An 18438-nucleotide genomic window follows, 5' to 3' on the forward strand; every position below is an offset into this window, starting at 1 on the left:
AACACGACCTAAAAAAATGGAGGAAAAGAAAATGATGAAAAGAATTCAAAATTTAGAATTAAGTTGGCAAATCGACGAAAGATGGAATGAGATAGAACGTCCTTATTCAGCTGAAGAGGTCATCAAATTACGTGGTTCCATTGATGTTGAACATACACTTGCAAAAAAAGGATCTAAAAAATTATGGAAATTAATGCAGGAAGAAGATTATGTGAATGCATTAGGAGCATTAACAGGAAATCAAGCAGTTCAACAAGTAAAAGCAGGATTGAAGGCAATTTACTTAAGTGGATGGCAAGTTGCAGCAGACGCTAATCTTTCTGGACAAATGTATCCTGACCAAAGTCTGTATCCCGCAAATAGTGTACCTCATGTAGTAAAAAGAATAAATCAAGCTTTGCATAGAGCAGATCAAATAAGTCATTTGGAACAAGAGGAAAATGTGGATTGGTTTGCACCTATTGTTGCTGATGCTGAAGCTGGATTTGGAGGTCAGTTAAATGTATTTGAACTAATGAAAGGGATGATTGAAGCTGGTGCAGCTGGTGTCCATTTTGAAGATCAGCTTTCATCAGAAAAAAAATGCGGTCATTTGGGAGGCAAGGTATTACTGCCAACACAAACTGCGGTACGTAATTTGGTTGCAGCTAGATTAGCAGCAGATGTAATGGGTGTTCCAACGGTATTGATTGCAAGAACAGATGCAGATGCAGCAGATATGATTACAAGTGATATTGATGAGGATGACAAACCGTTTTTAACTGGAGAACGAACTCCAGAAGGCTTCTTTAAAACAAAAGCTGGTTTGGATCAAGCGATTGCAAGAGGGCTTGCTTATGCACCTTATGCTGATCTCATTTGGTGTGAAACTTCTACGCCAGACCTTGAACAGGCTAAACAATTTGCGGATGCTATTCATGAGAAATATCCAAATAAACTGCTGGCTTACAATTGTTCCCCTTCATTTAATTGGAAAGCTAAACTGGATGACACAACCATTGCAAAATTCCAACAAGAGCTAGGGAAAATGGGATATAAATTTCAATTTGTTACATTAGCAGGTTTCCATGCTTTAAATCACAGTATGTTTGAGCTAGCACGTGGATATAAAGAAAGAGGCATGGCAGCTTATTCTGAACTGCAGCAGGCAGAATTCGCTAATGAACCACATGGTTATACAGCAACAAAACATCAACGAGAAGTAGGTACAGGGTATTTTGATGAAGTTTCTCAAGTGATTTCTGGTGGCAAATCATCAACTACAGCGCTTAAGGGGTCTACTGAAGAAGCTCAATTTCATAGTGCATAGCACTTTATTAAAAAAGTTTAACTATGCTAATTTAGAATGAATCTCTTAAACCCCCTTCAACACTTGGAGGGGGTTTTTGTTCTGTTAACTTCTTTATATTAAAAAATTGAGGGAACTGAGGGTCTTATTCAAGTTTGAATCCTTTAGATGAAAATTTTTTTTTAAACTTGATGGATTTCTTCTTTTCAAAATAGAGAAATCCGTTATAATTTTAATGGTAACTTAAACAACCTTCGAACACTTTTTATTATAGATTGAGAGGAATTTAAAACGAATGAACTTAACTAAACTTCCACAAGGGGCAACAAACACTAAAATTCCTTTTGCAAAAAAAGCAAGTGATAAAACAAGCAAAGAAATTGTATCTGACTTAGACAAGGATGCTTATTTCTTTCGTTCCTTGGAACATAAAGGAATAGAACTGAATGAATCACAAATTAAGGCGGTTAGGCACTACAAGGGACCATTGTTGACTTTAAGCGGTGCTGGAGTTGGTAAAACAACTTTACTTACTTGTAGGGCAAGCTACTTAATGTCTTATCATCAAGTTCCTCCTGAAAACATGCTGCTTGTTACGTTTACTAAAAAAGCAGCAGATGAGATGAAAGAGCGTATCATTTCCTTAACTGGAACGGTTGGAAAGAATATTTCTAAAATTGAAGCAAGTACCTTTCATGCTTTTTTCTTAAAGTTGTTAAGAAAACAAGGTTATCATCAAGAGATTGTAAAAGAAGAGTATAAAAGAATATTAATTAAACAGTTATTAAAAGAAGCAGGACTTAAAGATGAATACCAAGCTGAAAATGTGCTTTCTTTGATTTCAGGATACAAAATTAGGGGTATAAAACCGAATCAGGTGATAGCAAAAACAACTTCTGAAAAGGAAATTCAACAGATTTATAAACAATATGAACAATGGAAAAAGAAACATGAAAGGATCGATTTTGATGATATGCTGCAAATGGCATTTGATTTGTTAAAAAATTCGCCTGAATTACTCAAGTTATTGCAAAATAGATTTCAATTTGTTTTAGTTGATGAGTTTCAAGATACAAATTTCCTTCAATATGAATTGATTAAACTGATTACAGAAAAACATAAAAATTTAACGGTTGTAGGAGATCCAGATCAGACCATTTATTCCTTTAATGGTGCTAAGTATGAATTTATAATGAACTTTGACAAAACGTTCCCAAATACGAAAGTCATATCGTTGGATATTAATTATAGATCAAAACCAAGTATTGTCGGACTTGGCAATGAAATCATAAAGTTGAATCATTATCGAAAAGCCAAAACGTTAACAGCTAAGAAAGAAGGAATCGAGATTCCTTCGTACTTGCGTCCAAATCATACGGATGATGAAGCAGAGCAGGTAGTAAAACATATTCAAGCCAAAATAAATGATGGGACTAATTATGGAGATATTGCTGTTTTATATCGTACTTCAAGTAGTGGGCGGGCAATATTTGAATTAATGACTATGAGTGAAATTCCTTTTACTGTAAGTCGCCAGAGCGAGGTTTTTTATGAACAAAAGATGGTCAAACCAATGATTGATCATCTTAGATTATGTTTGAATCATCGGGATTTCACAGCTATCGAAGGTGTTTTAGGCTCATTGTACATTAGAAAAGATTTAGGAATGCGACATATTGAGGAGAAGGAACAGCATCAGAAGAAAAAGTATCCAATGATTCACCTAAAAAGTTATCCTCACTTGCAGGACTTCCAAAAAGCAAAAGTTGTTGAACGGATTAAACTGATTAAAGCTATAGCAGAATTGAAACCTGAAGATGCGATTAAAAGATTAAGAACAGAATTTTATGATAAGTATATCGAAGCAGATGAAAGACAAGAATTGACCTCACATAAGGAAATGAATAGAGAGATGCTGGATGAAGTCGAGTCTTCAGCAAAAAGGTTTGAAAACATAAAAGAATTTGTATATTTTATAAATAATATGATTAAGAAGCATCAAGAATTAAAAACAAAAAGGGTGAATGAATCAGGCGCAGTCAGTTTGATGACCATCCATGCTGCAAAAGGACTGGAGTTTCCAGTTGTGTATATTGTAGGTTTTTCTGAAGGGATTCTGCCGCATAGCTCGTCCATAGATCCTGAATTGTCCGATCAGCTATATGGTGAAGATAAAGATAAACAACAAGAGGAAGCATTAGAGGAAGAACGAAGATTAGCTTACGTTGCTGTAACAAGAGCCAAAGAAGAGTTGATGATCAGTTCTCCTCAATTTTATCGTGGAGCTAGGACAGATATATCTAGATTTATTAAAGATGTATTTCAATCAAACGAAAGTCATTCATCGAAACAATTATCTAATACAACGAAGAAGCTAAGTAATATAGAAAAGTCTAAACAAGAAGAAGTAACTGCTTGGCTCTGTACGAATACAACATGCAACGGCTGGATTCGAATATCACCTAAGGATTCAGTTCAAGAAGAGAGCAGAGAATGTCCGATTTGCAGCACATCTATGAATAAGGGAAAGAAAGTGATAAAGAATAGTTTTTAAGTGCAAAAGCGTCTCTTCAAATGGAAGAGGCGCTTTTGCGGTTACAGGGCATGTGCGGAATTTTTATATAAGTTGGACATACATCCACTCTTTTTGTAAATAAGTATCATAATATAAAGGACTAACAATTTGTTAGAATAAAATATTTTTAATAGAAATGGGGGAGATGAACTTGGAGAAAGAAGAAATAGAGCGCATCGCAAAATTAGAAGCAGAGCTCAAATCCATACGTGACGTAGTCATAAAAATGGATACAAAACTAGATACTTGGAATAAAAGCTTTGTACCAAGACCAGAGCTGCAAGAAATGCTAAAAGCCAGAGATAAAGATATAGAAGATATTAAAGCTGATCTCAACAATCTACGTATGGATAAAAGGAACAATAAAGCTATAGTTCCAGCCTGGGCAGGTGTAGTAGTTGCTTTTGGAGCGATGATCGTAACTATAGTCGGAATCCTGATCCTTCGCTAACAAATCATAAAGTCAGTCGATAACATGATTTTCCCTCAATAATGATAAGCACCAACAATTATTAAATAAATTGACTCATAACCTTTCCGATTTGATCATAAATCACATAATCTGCTCTAAAATCATAAGAAGTTGGTGCTTGATTGATGAGAACGAAATGCTCACCCCCATAATAATTTAGTAATCCAGCCGCAGGAAATACTCTTAGAGAAGTTCCTCCAACGATGAGTACTTCTGCTTTGGCAATAAAATCTAATGCGCTATCAATAATATCCTCATCTAAATTTTCTTCGTATAAAACAACGTCAGGTTTAATTATCCCATTACATTGTACACACCTTGGGACAGGTTCAGTGCTGTTTAAAATTTGGTCTATGGAATAAAACGTTTCGCATTCGGTACAAAAGTTACGATGTACAGAACCATGGAGCTCAAGTACGATGTTGCTGCCAGCTAATTGGTGTAGTCCATCAATATTTTGAGTGATTACAGCTCTTAACTTTCCTTGCTGCTCCAACCGTGCCAAAGTATGATGTGCAGGGTTAGGTCTAGCGTGTGCGTGAATCATTTGATTTTTATAAAATGCATAAAATTCCTTTGGGTGTTTTTTGAAAAAACTTGCACTCAAAATTTCCTCTGCTGATCGTTCTTGTTTAAAAAGCCCTTCACTTGATCTAAAGTCAGGGATGTTGCTTTCCGTAGATACACCCGCACCTCCAAAGAAAACGATATTAGAGCTACGTTGAATAATGGACCGCACCTTATTTATTGTATCTTTTTGATTACTCATTGCTTCACCCTTCTTTCGAGAGTCATAATGATACATGAACGGATCATAAATAAGTTACTTCATCTTCATTCACTAATATTTATGAAAGAAATTATCTTTATTTTACCAAATGGGTCAAAATAATTCTAACAAGGAATGGATGGATTTACTTAATTGACATTTTTATGTAAATACCCTACAATGAACATATGAATAAAAAGAAAATTTATTCATATGTTGAAAAAGGAGATTTGTATGAGAGCTTTTAATGAACAAGAAAAAGATCATATTCGTGAAACACTCATTGATAGAGGCAGAGAGTTATTTGGTACTCTAGGAATTAAAAAAACTAGCATATCTGATCTAACAAAGGCTGTAGGTATTGCGCAAGGCTCTTTTTATTTATTTTATAAAACAAAGGAAGAATTGTTTTTTGAAATATTGGAGAGGGAGGAAGAGCAGATTAAAAAGGTTTTATTTTCAGAAATACAATTCAAACCTTTAACTAAAGAGCTTTTCAAGCATTTCCTTTTAAGATCATTAGAGGTGATAGGAAACAATCCGATCATTCGAAGAGTTCAGCACGGGAATGAATTTACGTTGATGCTTCGAAAATTACCCAAAGAAACCATAGAGCAACACATTAAAAAGGATGCTGTAGATGCTTTCCCGATGTTGAAAATGTGGCAGCAACAAGGGAGGTTGATTGAAAGAGATTCAGAGGTAATTGTGGGAGTTTTGCGTTCGTTTGTATTAATGTCGCTTCACAAACAAGAGATTGGTGAAGACATATATGATGAAACAATCCTTCTCGTTGCAGAATCCATAGCTGATAAGATAGTAAAGGAGGAGCATTGATATGATTGAGGTAAACGAATTATATTTTACCTATCCAGGAAAAAAAGAGCCGACTGTGAAAGGCGTTGATTTTAAAATAAAGAAGGGAGAAATCTTTGGGTTTTTAGGTCCTTCTGGTGCGGGGAAAAGCACTTTGCAAAAAATACTTATTGGTATATTGAAAAACTATAAAGGAAGTGTGAAGGTATTTAATCAAGACTTAAATCAAATAAAGTCTGATTATTACGAGAGGATAGGCGTTGCATTTGAATTTCCGAACTTCTACAGCAAGTTTACTGCTTTGGAGAATTTGTCCTTCTTTCGCTCTTTATATTGTGGAAAAACAGAGAATCCGAATGAGCTTCTTTCCGTTGTAGGATTGGGAGAGGATGGTAATACAAGGTTTTCTAATTTTTCAAAGGGTATGAAAATGAGATTGAACATTTGTCGTGCTTTGTTAAATGATCCTGACATTATTTTTTTAGATGAACCTACCTCTGGATTGGATCCAGTCAATTCTAAAAAGATTAGAGCGCTGATTTTGCGAAAAAAAGCAGAGGGGAAAACAGTAGTCATTACAACCCACAACATGAATGTTGCGGAAGAATTGTGTGATCATGTTGCATTTATTGTGGATGGTAGAGTGATGTTAATAGATGAACCCAACAAACTCAAGGTGCAGAAAGGTAAAAAAACACTGCGAGTTAAGTATGAACATAAAAATGTAACACAAACGAAGGATTTTCCTATATCAGGGTTAGGTGAAAACAGAAAGTTTTTGCAGCTTTTAAATGAAAATGAAATTCATACCCTTCACTCTCAAGAGGCAAGCCTGGAAGATATATTTATTGAAGTGACAGGAAGAAAATTACTATGAGACAGTTCTTGTCTGCTGTAAAAACGGATATGTTATTTCAATTTCGTCATGGATTTTATATTGCTTATTTGTTGGTAGCTATCATTTATATAATTCTTTTAAAAGCCATTCCTTCACAGTATCAAGAGATGTTAACGATTTTTGTGATTTTTTCCGATCCAGCCATTTTAGGTTTCTTTTTCATAGGTGGCATTTATTTATTAGAGAAGGGACAGAACATATTAGAAAATATATTTGTTACCCCCTTTAAAGTGACTAGTTATTTAATATCCAAAATCGTATCCTTAACATGGATTGCTTTGATTTTTTGTTTATTGATTTTAATTTTGGTTTATGGTTTTCAAATAAATTACCTACCCATTACTCTTTCTATTCTACTTACCTCTACTTTTTTCACATTACTAGGGATCACACTGGTTGTACGAGTTGGGACGGTCAATGAGTATTTATTTATCGTTACACCACTTTACATCACTATTTTTTTTCTGCCTGTTCTAGAAATCTTGGATATATATCAATCATCATTGTTTTTCATTCTCCCGTCAAAGGCGTCACTTTTATTGCTGGAAGGTGCATTTAGAACTTTAACGGTAGCGGAGTGGAGTTATGCCATATTTACTTTATTGATTTGGATTGCGATTGCCTTTTTATTTGCAAAAAACATCTTTTATAGATATGTCATTTTAAAAATAGGAGATGAATGAAATGCGGACTGTACTTTCACTTTTTATTAGAGATATGAAAAATATATTTAGAGATCCCATTTTGTTAGTTTCAATTTTCCTTCCTATTTGTTTAGCTATATTGGGTAGGATTTTCTTTCCTATTCTTGAGCAAAACCTATTTGTTATGTATGCTTTCAATTTATCTAAACACTATGATTTTATGATGAGTATTTTATTGCTGCTAACGCCTTTACTTATAGGAATGCTGATGGGATTTATGATTTTAGAAGAAAGAGATGAAGGCATTATTTTATTTATGTCTGTTACCCCTTTGAAAAAATCAGGATATTTCATTTATAGATTCGGATTGCCTGTGCTGATAAGTGTATGGATATCTTTTTTTGTTCTATATATTACTAACATTGTCCCAATAAATATAATGAAACAATTACCTGTGATCGTTTTGCTGGCATTAGAAGCACCATTAATTGCATTGTGTATGGGGGTGTTAGCAGGTAATAAAGTGGAGGGACTCTCTGTATCTAAGGTATTGAACATTATGCTCCTTGCTCCATTTGCAGGTTATTTCTTGGAATCGAAGATTCAGTTGCTGGCAGGGGTTTTGCCACCGTATTGGGCTTCCATGGCATTTATGAAAAGCTTTGAGGAGGTAGGTATTTATTTTTTGTATTTATCTATAAGCGTAATTTTTCATTGTATATTATTTTATGTTTTGTTTAAGTGGTTTAATCAAAAGATTGAGAATTGAAACTGAATGGATACTTTATATGTATGATGATTATGTAATAACTCTCCTACAATTTAATAGGAGAGTTAAATGTTTATTTATTGATGGTATATTGCAAATCCGCCTCGAATGTACCAGTGCAAAAATCATCTGTATTAGGTCCAGTGCAAGTTAATATGCATGAAATTAAACCATCTACTTGAATAGTATCTGCTGATCTGGCATCGATTGTGATCATAGTTAATCCAGATGAATCCGTAATGTCAACATTCATCGTACAATCGGGACTTGAATTCATGATCGTAATCATTCCTGATGGCAGTTGGGTAGATGTGGGTGATATTTCTGTAGCAAATAAGGTGGCTTCAGTAGTACCATCACAAGGGTTCCTAATCGATGTACATCTTTTAATCAAAATTAATTGTTTAGGAAACAAATCAATACCAGCACACGAAATTGGACAACACACATCATGTTTAGAGCTATAACAACTCATGATTAAACCTCTCCTTTTATTCATTTTTGAATCAAAATACTAAACCTTTTTTTGTATAATTACTTAGTGATGGAATATTGTAAATCTGCTTCGAAAGTACCTTCGCAGAATGCTCCAGCTACAGGCATATCATTCCCATCATTACAAACAATGTCCACGGATACTAAGTCATTTACCTCAATGGTGATACTTCCTCCAGGTGGTATATTTTGATATGGCACTGGTAGATTTCCATTTTCTGTAACGTTAACTGTCATAAAACATTCAGTACTATTATTCATTACTGTGATAAAACCTTTTGGCAGTTCAGTAGATGTTGGAGATAATGTCGTTTGGAAAATATTAAATTCTACATTGTCACATGCATGACGTATAGGTGTACATCTCTTGATTAAAATTAGTTGAGTAGGAAATAATTTAATTCCAGCACACGAAATTGGACAACAAACGTCACTTTTGGAGCTATAACAACTCATAGTCAAATCTCTCCTAACTTTTCATATTGTTTGAGGTGTCTTTAGAAACTCCTCATGTTTTAATATATGATAGGTAGGTACTGGCTGTATGTGCGAATCTACTGAATCAAATACACATTTTAAAGATGAAGAGAATTATAGATTAATGAATGTAAAAGAAATATAAATGAGTGGACACATCAACAACCCTCATCAGTATAATGAGGGTTGTTGTCGATTGAAATTTTAAAATTAATAATCTTTTTTCGAACAGCTGACACATCCTGGACAACTCTTGCAAATAGTAGTCAGTACTTGATTACTTATGACCGTTTGATTACAGCTAAAGTTTACACTCGAATCATTTGTTACAAAACATTTTTTGGCTGTTACTCTCACCCTGAATTGAACCGTGATAGATTCTCCTGCGTCCAAGTCTCCTAATTCAATCCCAGCATTGGGATCAGCTCCAGGTTGCAAAGCTCCATTAATGGTCACGCTATTTTGTATAAAATCAGTACCAACAGGTTCTACATCCGTAAATACGATATTGGTAGCTATAGAAGGTCCAGGATTTGTAATTTCACTTGTATAAGTTAATATATCTCCTTGATGAGCTAAAAACTGATCTACTGATTTTTCTATTTCAAGCACACTACTTGGTTGATTAATTTGCAAGCCTAGAGCATTGGGCATATAAGCATCTTGAGTAGATGTAAAACGAAAGACACCTGCATTTTGATTATTCACAAATGCATCTGATGCATTTATATTTGCTATATCCCAACCTTGGCGACCAGCAACGATATTCGTTCCTGGAGTACCTGGCATTTGATTGCTAGTTCCATAAGTACCTGTCATATCTACGTCTCCATTATCATCTTCGATTTGAGACCCAAAAAAATTTCCACCAGGATTATTAGTTCCAGATAGCGTAACAAATGTGCCGGGAGGATCAGGTCTAAAGAGACACTCATCCCCTTCAATAATTGCATCTCCTTCCCCAGCACTAATGAGTATTCTAGCTTCTACATCTCCTGCTACAGGGGTATTAAAACCAGAAACAAAAACATCGACTTCATCATTGGTTGCTGCGTTTACAATTCCTTGAGCTCCAACAAAAAGTGTCATATTGCGAAAGGGTAGAGCTAAATTTTCGTATACTACCGCTAAAGTCCATCCTGCATGATTTGTATCGTTTGTGTTTGCAAGTAAGGGTTGTAATATACCAGGAACTTGACCTACAGAATATTGACCTGCGCCAGCGTTTTGTACGAGAGTTGTGACATCCGCAGATCGCATGTAAAAGCCTAAGGTATTCCCCCCGATTGTTGCAGTGGGTTCATTTGCAGTAATGGGATCAGGTGTAATTGGACAAACACTTCCTCCAGGTAATGTGAAAATGACGTCATTATCAATTAAATTTGAGATGTCCTCATTTGCTACTAGATAATTTCCTCCCCAGATTAACTCCGCGTAGAGGACTGTACTTCCTGTTGGTAAGACTAAGAATGCAGCAGAGCTATTAATACTAATCATATCCGTCGTTGTTGCGACACCTGGATCTTCGGGGAAGTCACTCACACCTGGTTGAGAAGTATCCAATGTAATAAATGCGCCAATACTACCTCTTTCTCCTGCTGTGTTTTCGTCTAATTCTTGACTTAATCCTAAAGTATTCCCAGTAAAAGTCATCGCACCACATGTATTTGTGGTGAAGCGGTTTATGAACATGTTGTCTCACGTCCTATCCTATTGGGTTATTCTGCCTCACTTTTTGCATTCCTGTAACGTGAGTGCTTGTTTATTAATGTAGTATATTCTTAAAAATCTCTAATGCTACTAAAAACCAGGGCATCTTCCATGCGCTATTCGCCAATTTTTATAACAAATGTGCGTTTGTCCTAAATCAAACTAGTGATGTACGTAATAGAATGGTACATGGCATCCAATTCAGTCATCTAGGAGGTGATTGCTCTGAGTAAAATAAAGAAGAATAAATGTTGTGTAAATGTCAACGTGGATTGTTCAACTAAATCTAGTAGAAAAAAAAGAAAGTCGAAAAAAAAGTGTAAGAAAAAATCAAGTAAAAGAACGCTGCAGATCAGTCGCTGTATCCCAATAAATAAATCCTGCGGAGATACTATGCCTACTCCCATTTTTGTAGGTGAAAAAACAAGTGGAATTTCCTTGCCCTCAGGTGCCATTACAGTTGTGAACACCAGTGAGACATGTACGATGCAAGTAGCGATAGAAGTATTGTCTTCCATGACTCCTTTGATTACAGAGATCGAACCAAGATCATCTTTTACAACTACATTAGCTGATATTATACGTATAGATATATTATGTGCAGGTCCAATGACTGACACATGCACAGGTACGGTTCAACTGGATTTAGTGTTTACAGTATCTACAAAACTAGATAAAGAAAAAGTAAAACACAATTTACAGAAAAAATCATTTTATGATGCGCGGATTCATTCTTTAAAAACAAATTACACAGATCGTATTGAAGTCTTAGAGCCTTATTCGATGGGGAAAATACAATTAGAAAACAAGCGCAATGCACAACTTCAGGAAAAAACCATTTCTAAAGAAATGAGTAAAATCGTAGATAAACTAGATCATCAGCTTAAAAAGATTGATAGCACTATTCAAAGAAGAGATGAACTTTTTTTAAAAACATTACAGGAGATGAGTGAGAATCATAAGATATTAACAACATCCATATCAAATCATGAAAAACCAAAAAAGATCGAGGAGACTATTCAAAAACAGTCAAATAAAATAGAAGGAGTGATGCTTGAAGAACCAAAAATGATAATAAAAAAACATGAAGTTCCAAATAAAATGGAGTTTGACATTCAAGATGAACCAAAAAAAGTTGAGGAAATACCTAAAGAAAAAAAAGATTCTGATAAAGAACTCAAGGCAGAGGTTTCGAAAGCATCAACGATCGAAAAAAATGAAAATAAAAAAAGAAGATGGTGGCAGAAGTGGTTTGGAATTTCAATGAATTCTTGATGTATATATTTGAGCTCACCCATCGGTGAGCTTTCTTTGATGAAAACCTTGCTTTCCCCAATTAGTCATCTTTCTTGTAGGATAAAAATTGCTGACAATATTTCTTTCTGTTAAACTTTGAAGGAAAGATAATTGAGAGAGGAATACAGCCATATGAAACTAGTTACTTTTAACCCACTTAGAACAATTGGGATTCCAAATATATCATATATAAAACCAATGAATATGTACAAAGAGATTGAAAAAATAAAATGTGCGGATATGCTTTTATTCCCTGAATACTGGCAGGTAAATTCTTTGGTATATGGATTGAAAAAGAAGATTTTTCCCAGTATTGAGTCCTATCATTTAGGCCATAACAAAGTTGAAATGACACGAGTACTTAAAACAATATGTCCAGAACAAATCCCTTATACCGAAATAGTAAGCAATACAGAAGAAAATAAAAAAATGGTGATGGAAACCTTCCCGCTTCCATTCGTTGCTAAAGAAATTAAAAACTCCATGGGACAAGGTGTGTTTTTAATACACAATGAAAAGGATTTTCAGGATTATACAGAGAAAGTAGACGTTCTATATATACAAGAATATATTCCTAATGATCGTGATTTACGCATTTGTGTGATCGGAAATGAAGTTGTCGCTGCTTATTGGAGAGTAGAGGAAACGGGAGGTTTTCATCACAATGTAGCACAAGGTGGAAAGGTATCTTATGACAATATTCCAGTTGAAACACTTGATCTAGTATTAGATGTTTCACAGAAGCTTGGGATCGACCATGCTGGTTTTGATGTGATTTTTAACAACGGAAAACCATATATATTAGAGTTTAATATTTTATTTGGGAATCAGGGTATTCAAAAACAAAAAGTATCTCTTGAGCAAAAAATCGTTGATTATATTTCAAAGGAGAGCTGATTCATATGAAAAGCATTAATCCATCTGCACAATCACGCACTGAAAATTACAAGCTGTTAATTGGAAGTATCGTTCCAAGACCGATCGCCTTTGTTACTTCTCATAATGAGGAAGGTTTAGTGAATGCAGCACCTTTTAGTTTCTTTAATGCCATAACGGCTAAACCGCCTCTTATTTCTATCTCGATTGGACGTAAAGAGGGGGAGGTGAAGGATACAGCTTATAATATTATAAATAATAAAGAATTTGTGGTGCATATTGTTGATAATTCCTTTATTAAACAAGTGAATCAAACCTCGGCTGATTATCCTTCAAATGTGAGTGAGATAAAGGAAACAGGACTAAAATTAGTAGAAAGTACAAAAGTTAAAGTGTCAGGTATTCAAGAAGCAAAGATAAGAATGGAATGTAAATTGCATCAAGCTATAACAATTGGAGATGACAATCAGCCTACCTGTGATCTAATCATTGGTGAAGTTGTCATGTTTCATATTGATGAAGACTGTTATGCTCAGGGCAAGATCCATATAGATAATTTAGAACCTGTCAGTCGCTTGGGTGGAGCAGATTATAGCAAAATAGGAGAAACGTTTACGATACCTAGACCAGAAATGAAATAGAGGGGATGAAGTAAATATGGATGATTTAAACCTACAAAAAGCCATTACATTACGTGAACTAGGTAAATATGAAGAATCCAATTTATTATTATTGCAAATGGTAGAGGAACAACCCAATGATGCATCGATCCATTACCAAGTTGCATGGAGTTTTGATGTAATGGAGAAAGAGAGAGAAGCTGTACCTTATTATGAGAAGGCTATATCTTTGGGATTGGCAAAGGAAGAATTAAAAGATGCATATCTTGGGTTGGGCAGCACATACAGAACATTAGGGGAATATGAAAAGTCTAAGCGTATTTTTCAAATGGCAATCGAAGAATTTCCAAGTTATAGAGCGTTGAAAGTGTTTTACAGCATGACGTTATTTAACTTAGCACATCATGATGAAGCCATGGAAATTCTTCTTAATAATATAGTAGAAACAACAAATGATGCATCGATTATTGATTATAAAAGGGCGATTCATTTTTATTCAGATAAACTAAGTCGTGTGTGGGAATAATCAGGCGATTTTGTCCATCCATTTCGCCATTTCACTTAGAGAGAGCCCCATATTACCGACTTGACAATGATTTTGACCTTGTTCTTTTTCAGTAAAGATACGGTCAGTAATTGACTTTGCATTTTTCAGTGCTTTGATTTGTAAATGATGCATTTTAACAGGAATAAAATGGTCTTTTTCTCCTGTCAGGATGAGTATATCTTGTTTTACTTTTTCAGATTTTAAATGCTCCTCATTAAATTCGAGTATCGCAAATCCGCTGTCTAGTGGAGTTTTTGTATGTGTAATATACATTAAATGCTCTATTCCCCATTTTTCCTGTGGCATCATTTTCATCTTCAGATCCGACATCCACGCCATCAAATTTGGATGTTTAAATAACCAAAGAGCAAACTTCTCTACAAATGGAGGAGGTATCTTCATATAATCATAGGCAATGCTGGAAGCAATGACTCTTTTGATTCTAGGTTCATATGCTGCAGCACGGAAGCACAGCCAGCCTCCCATTGATATGCCTAATAGGGTCACATCATCTAACTCAAAATAGTTGAGTATCGCTGAGGTAGGTTTCTCCCATTCATAAGTAAGCGGCAATCCTTGTTTTTTCAAAGCATAACCTTGACCAGGTCCTTCAAATAAAATGACTTCATAATCTTGTTTTGAAAAATAGACAGCCATTGAATAAAATTCTTCCATGAAAGAGTCAAATCCACCGTGAATGACAAGGGTTCCTCTTTTTATTTTTCCTTTTGCAGGCACTTTCATTGCTGGTAAGAAGTGTTTGCCATAAGGAACTAAAACACGTTCAATATTTTCATTCACAACGAACTCATTATAAAATAAATCAATAAATTGATCATAAATTCTCATTTTGTCAGGGTCGGATGGGAGCGTAAAGAATTCTGCTGCCCGATAATAAAATGTAGCATTCATGATACGGTTTTCAGCTCGTGCCTTCTCTGCTTGCCGTATCATTTCGTCTTTCCAGTCATCTACTTTATGGATGTTTCGGGCTGCATCGATCATATCTTCTACTCGTGAATATCCCATGGAAACCCAACGGTTCATTTGAAAATCGATAATTTTTATTTTGTGGAACTGATGATAACCTACAGGAAAATTGAAATCCATCATCTAAAATCTCTCCTTTATTTCTCCTTAATAAAAAGTGTATATTCACCTCTTCTACTATTTTTTGCTTGATAATCCTGACTTTAAGAAGTCTATGAAATCATTCATTTCCTCTTCAATATGTTCAGGTTTGCTAGTGTCTGTTATTTCACCAAGGTGGGTGAATAAAAAGCCAATGATTCGTTTAATAAATGAAATCGGAACGCCTTCCCTAAACTCCCCATTTTGGTATGAAGCTTCGATTAATTGGTTCATTTGATCATTATTTTCGAAATTGTACTTTTCCAATGCACTATCGTAAATGTCGTTGCCTTTTTCTTTTATAAAACTATTTGCAAAACGATTGATATCTGGGTATTCTGCTGCAAATTGCATGCCAAGACGAATCTGTGTTTTAAAAATAGAAAAGATATCCGTTGAAAAGTCTTCTGCTGTCATGGCTGTGGAAAGAAAGGTTTGTTTTTTTTCTATTAACGTGTGAATGAGGTGGAAGTATAAATCTTCTTTATTTTTAAAATGATAATAAAACGAACCTTTACTCATATTTGCTGTTTTTAAAATTTTATTTATGGATGCTTTTTCATAGCCTCTAGCAATGAACTCGTTAAGTGAGGCCTGCATTAATGCTTCATTATGTTCAAATTCTTTGTTAAATCCGTTGCTCAGGAAAATCCCTCCTAGTTCAAAATTAATAATGATATATGAATGTATAAATATATTATAGACCTACAAGTCTAGACCGTCAAGTCTAACCGGGGTAAAAAAAACCCGCCGATTGGCAAGTCTCTGAAAAAATTCCATTAAGAATTCAACTGTTTTTTTTCTAAATCACGTACAGTATCACTTTTTTCTACTTTTTTTTCATTTCTATATGTATTAAACATGAGGTCAAAAGTAGGGTGAGTTACACCAAACCAAAAGTGTTCATTTTTATAATGATGCAAAAGATGTGTTTTTTTCATGAATTTGCCCCAGGGTGTAATCGGTTGAATAGGGCGGTGTGCGACATAGTGAGACCATTCATAGTATAACAAATAGGCGAGTACTCCCGTTGTAAAGGAGATGGAGATCATAATTTCGAAGGTAATGAGGAATACAATAAGACCTGCTGTGATAAACAAAGGAAAGCTGTACCATACAGGCAAAAATAACAGTTTTACATCGTTTGGATGAACATGGTGGAGATAGTGCATGCGTTTCATTATTTTCAGCAAAACATTTTTTCTAGGAGGTTTCATATGAAATAAAAATCGGTGGATTAGATATTCTGTAATTGCATAACCGACAATACCTATTAGCATAGCTAACCATAATGTGCCGTTTGAATAGTCAAATAACGTAATTGTGAGAAGGATAAGAAAAACGATGGAAGTAATCTGGATATCTCTAACACTAAAAAACTCTTTAATATACTTCATCTTATAAACCTCCAACTTTATTTAGAAATATAAATAAGATGCACAGGTATGCTTGTGCATCTCATCATGATCATTTTGATTTTCTAAGAAGTTGAATGTAGGAAGAAAACATTTTTATCGGTTTTTTTCTTTTGCCATACCAGCTATTGACAAAGTCTATGAAAGGAGGAAGCTTTCCAGCATACGGATACCAATTTACTTCGGCCTTTTTGAAGCCGCTATCTACCATGATTGATTTTTGATGACAAAAATTTGTCACGCCAACGGCTGCATGATATCTTCCAATACCACTATCTTTTATGCCTCCAAAAGGAAGGTGTGGATTGGCAATGGCTACGAGAACATCATTAACTAGAACACTTCCGGCGGCTAACTTTCCTGCTACTCTCTTGGCTTTATTTATATCTTTGCTCCATACACTTGAGCTGAGTCCATAGCGAGAATTATTCGCCAATTTTATAGCTTCTTCTTCATTTTCAAAAGGAATAACATTGATTACAGGTCCAAAGGTCTCTTCTTGAATGACCTCCATTTTATGATTCACACCCGTTAATATGATAGGTTCAATTTTCATACCTTGATTTTGATTCAGTTTTGGATGACTGCCGCTATAAAGGGTAGCTCCTTTTGAAATAGCTGAGGAAACATGGTTTTGTACAACTTGGAGCTGCTGCTCAAAGGTCATGGATCCTAAATCTGCATCATCTGAAAGTTCAGTTTTTAGGTTTTGTAGCCCTCTTTTTAATGAAACAACAAAAGGTTCATAGATTTTTTTTTCTACATAAATACGCTCAACAGACATGCATACTTGGCCGTAGTTTGTTAATGAGCCCCACAAAGCACCGTTCACTGCACGCTCAATATGGGCATCTTTGAACACAATCATTGGGTCTTTTCCACCTAATTCTAAAGATGTTGGTATGAGATTTTTAGCTGCTTCTTGAAGTATGATTTTTCCTGTTCGATCCGAACCTGTGAAAAAGATATAGTCTGGTTTTTCAGATACTAGCTTTGCGCCTATTTCTTTTCCTCCATGAGCCACTTGAATGACATGATCGGGAAATCCTGCTTGTTCAAATAAACTCTCCATCCACTGTCCTACAAGAGGTGTAACTTCTGAAGGTTTAAGTATGGCACAATTTCCTGCTATGACCGCATTAATAACTGGATTCATTGCCAGCTGGAAAGGATAATTCCATGGTGAAATCACTAAAACCACACCACGTGGATGATAGGAAGTGTAGGATTTTTTCCCAATGAATGCTATAGGGGTCTTCGTTTTTCTAGTTTTTAAAATTTTTTCAGCATGTTTTTCTAAATAAGCAATGGCATCTAATATAGTGTATAAGTCAGCTGTAATAGACTCGACCTTAGGTTTTCCTGTATCTTGATGGATTATATCAATACCGTCTTCTAGTTGTTCAACAATAATATGTCTTAATTTTCGAATATATTGCAAGCGTTCTTTAATAGATGTATTTTGCCAAGTTTGAAAAGCTCTTCTGGCTTGTTCATACATAAGTGTTGTGGATTGAAGTGGAGTTGTATTTACATAGCCGATCGTGTCACCGCTAATAGGGTTCACTGACTCTAATGCTTCCATTTTGTACCCCTCCTGAAATTTTATATATTTGTTCATTAATTTTTATTATATGATA

Annotated in this window: 19 protein-coding genes; 11 read left to right on the forward strand and 8 right to left on the reverse strand. The window is 34.9% G+C overall.

Annotated elements, in window-relative coordinates; translation table 11 throughout:
• Window positions 1–16 precede the first annotated feature (16 nt).
• The 3 genes from aceA to Q5Y73_RS04055 all read left to right on the forward strand — a co-directional run bounded on the left by aceA (window position 17) and on the right by Q5Y73_RS04055 (window position 4314).
• Complete coding sequence (aceA, locus tag Q5Y73_RS04045; RefSeq protein ID WP_305990545.1) at window positions 17–1309, forward strand: isocitrate lyase; 1293 nt, start codon at window positions 17–19, stop codon at window positions 1307–1309.
• Between the two features lie 274 nt (window positions 1310–1583).
• Window positions 1584–3842 (forward strand): UvrD-helicase domain-containing protein, encoded by a 2259-nt coding sequence (locus tag Q5Y73_RS04050; protein WP_305990546.1) that lies wholly within the window; start codon window positions 1584–1586, stop codon window positions 3840–3842.
• A gap of 166 nt (window positions 3843–4008) precedes the next feature.
• Window positions 4009–4314 (forward strand): hypothetical protein, encoded by a 306-nt coding sequence (locus Q5Y73_RS04055; RefSeq protein WP_305990547.1) that lies wholly within the window; start codon window positions 4009–4011, stop codon window positions 4312–4314.
• Between the two features lie 61 nt (window positions 4315–4375).
• Here Q5Y73_RS04055 and Q5Y73_RS04060 read toward each other — a convergent pair whose 3' ends face one another.
• A complete protein-coding gene (locus Q5Y73_RS04060) occupies window positions 4376–5104 on the reverse strand; it encodes an NAD-dependent protein deacylase (protein ID WP_305990548.1) in 729 nt (242 codons plus the stop codon).
• A 234-nt stretch (window positions 5105–5338) separates the two neighbouring features.
• Between Q5Y73_RS04060 and Q5Y73_RS04065 the strand changes: the two genes are divergently transcribed.
• The 4 genes from Q5Y73_RS04065 to Q5Y73_RS04080 are packed head-to-tail and all read left to right on the forward strand — an operon-like array spanning window position 5339 to window position 8231.
• Window positions 5339–5941, forward strand: coding sequence for a TetR/AcrR family transcriptional regulator (locus Q5Y73_RS04065; RefSeq protein ID WP_305990549.1), 603 nt, complete (start codon window positions 5339–5341; stop codon window positions 5939–5941).
• A 1-nt stretch (window position 5942) separates the two neighbouring features.
• The gene (locus tag Q5Y73_RS04070) at window positions 5943–6797 is read left to right on the forward strand and encodes an ABC transporter ATP-binding protein (RefSeq protein ID WP_305990550.1); all 855 of its coding nucleotides are present in this window, start codon (window positions 5943–5945) and stop codon (window positions 6795–6797) included.
• Window positions 6794–7501 carry a fluoroquinolone export ABC transporter permease subunit gene (locus Q5Y73_RS04075; protein ID WP_305990551.1) on the forward strand — a complete coding sequence of 236 codons (708 nt, stop codon included), beginning with the start codon at window positions 6794–6796 and terminating at the stop codon, window positions 7499–7501. Before Q5Y73_RS04070 ends, Q5Y73_RS04075 begins: the two co-directional genes overlap by 4 nt.
• A gap of 1 nt (window position 7502) precedes the next feature.
• On the forward strand, window positions 7503–8231 hold the full coding sequence (locus Q5Y73_RS04080; RefSeq protein WP_305990552.1) for an Rv2686c family ABC transporter permease subunit: 729 nt from the start codon (window positions 7503–7505) through the stop codon (window positions 8229–8231).
• Window positions 8232–8304: 73 nt separating this feature from the next.
• Here Q5Y73_RS04080 and Q5Y73_RS04085 read toward each other — a convergent pair whose 3' ends face one another.
• The 3 genes from Q5Y73_RS04085 to Q5Y73_RS04095 form a co-directional block, all read right to left on the reverse strand.
• A complete protein-coding gene (locus tag Q5Y73_RS04085; RefSeq protein WP_305990553.1) occupies window positions 8305–8706 on the reverse strand; it encodes an S-Ena type endospore appendage in 402 nt (133 codons plus the stop codon).
• Between the two features lie 59 nt (window positions 8707–8765).
• Window positions 8766–9182, reverse strand: a complete 417-nt coding sequence (locus Q5Y73_RS04090) for an S-Ena type endospore appendage (protein ID WP_305990554.1) — start codon at window positions 9180–9182, stop codon at window positions 8766–8768.
• A 231-nt stretch (window positions 9183–9413) separates the two neighbouring features.
• Entirely contained in the window at window positions 9414–10895 is a 1482-nt protein-coding gene (locus tag Q5Y73_RS04095; RefSeq protein ID WP_305990555.1) for a hypothetical protein, read from the reverse strand.
• Between the two features lie 285 nt (window positions 10896–11180).
• On the opposite strand from Q5Y73_RS04095, the gene Q5Y73_RS04100 reads away from it, so the two are divergent.
• From Q5Y73_RS04100 to Q5Y73_RS04115, 4 genes are all read left to right on the forward strand, one after another.
• Entirely contained in the window at window positions 11181–12188 is a 1008-nt protein-coding gene (locus Q5Y73_RS04100; protein ID WP_371320137.1) for an S-Ena type endospore appendage, read from the forward strand.
• A 153-nt stretch (window positions 12189–12341) separates the two neighbouring features.
• Window positions 12342–13106 carry an ATP-grasp domain-containing protein gene (locus Q5Y73_RS04105; protein WP_305990557.1) on the forward strand — a complete coding sequence of 255 codons (765 nt, stop codon included), beginning with the start codon at window positions 12342–12344 and terminating at the stop codon, window positions 13104–13106.
• Between the two features lie 5 nt (window positions 13107–13111).
• Window positions 13112–13726, forward strand: coding sequence for a flavin reductase family protein (locus tag Q5Y73_RS04110; protein WP_305990558.1), 615 nt, complete (start codon window positions 13112–13114; stop codon window positions 13724–13726).
• 16 nt (window positions 13727–13742) lie between these two features.
• Window positions 13743–14231: a tetratricopeptide repeat protein gene (locus Q5Y73_RS04115; RefSeq protein ID WP_305990559.1), complete on the forward strand. Its 489-nt coding sequence runs from the start codon at window positions 13743–13745 to the stop codon at window positions 14229–14231.
• Here Q5Y73_RS04115 and Q5Y73_RS04120 read toward each other — a convergent pair whose 3' ends face one another.
• The 4 genes from Q5Y73_RS04120 to Q5Y73_RS04135 all read right to left on the reverse strand — a co-directional run bounded on the left by Q5Y73_RS04120 (window position 14232) and on the right by Q5Y73_RS04135 (window position 18383).
• Window positions 14232–15365: an alpha/beta fold hydrolase gene (locus Q5Y73_RS04120; RefSeq protein ID WP_305990560.1), complete on the reverse strand. Its 1134-nt coding sequence runs from the start codon at window positions 15363–15365 to the stop codon at window positions 14232–14234.
• A gap of 54 nt (window positions 15366–15419) precedes the next feature.
• Complete coding sequence (locus tag Q5Y73_RS04125; RefSeq protein ID WP_305990561.1) at window positions 15420–15983, reverse strand: TetR/AcrR family transcriptional regulator; 564 nt, start codon at window positions 15981–15983, stop codon at window positions 15420–15422.
• A gap of 179 nt (window positions 15984–16162) precedes the next feature.
• Window positions 16163–16780 (reverse strand): sterol desaturase family protein, encoded by a 618-nt coding sequence (locus Q5Y73_RS04130; protein WP_305990562.1) that lies wholly within the window; start codon window positions 16778–16780, stop codon window positions 16163–16165.
• A 70-nt stretch (window positions 16781–16850) separates the two neighbouring features.
• Window positions 16851–18383: an aldehyde dehydrogenase family protein gene (locus tag Q5Y73_RS04135; protein ID WP_305990563.1), complete on the reverse strand. Its 1533-nt coding sequence runs from the start codon at window positions 18381–18383 to the stop codon at window positions 16851–16853.
• Window positions 18384–18438 lie beyond the last annotated feature (55 nt).

It is taken from the genome of Chengkuizengella axinellae (genome assembly GCF_030730905.1).
Classification (GTDB): Bacteria; Bacillota; Bacilli; order Paenibacillales; family KCTC-33759; genus Chengkuizengella; species Chengkuizengella axinellae.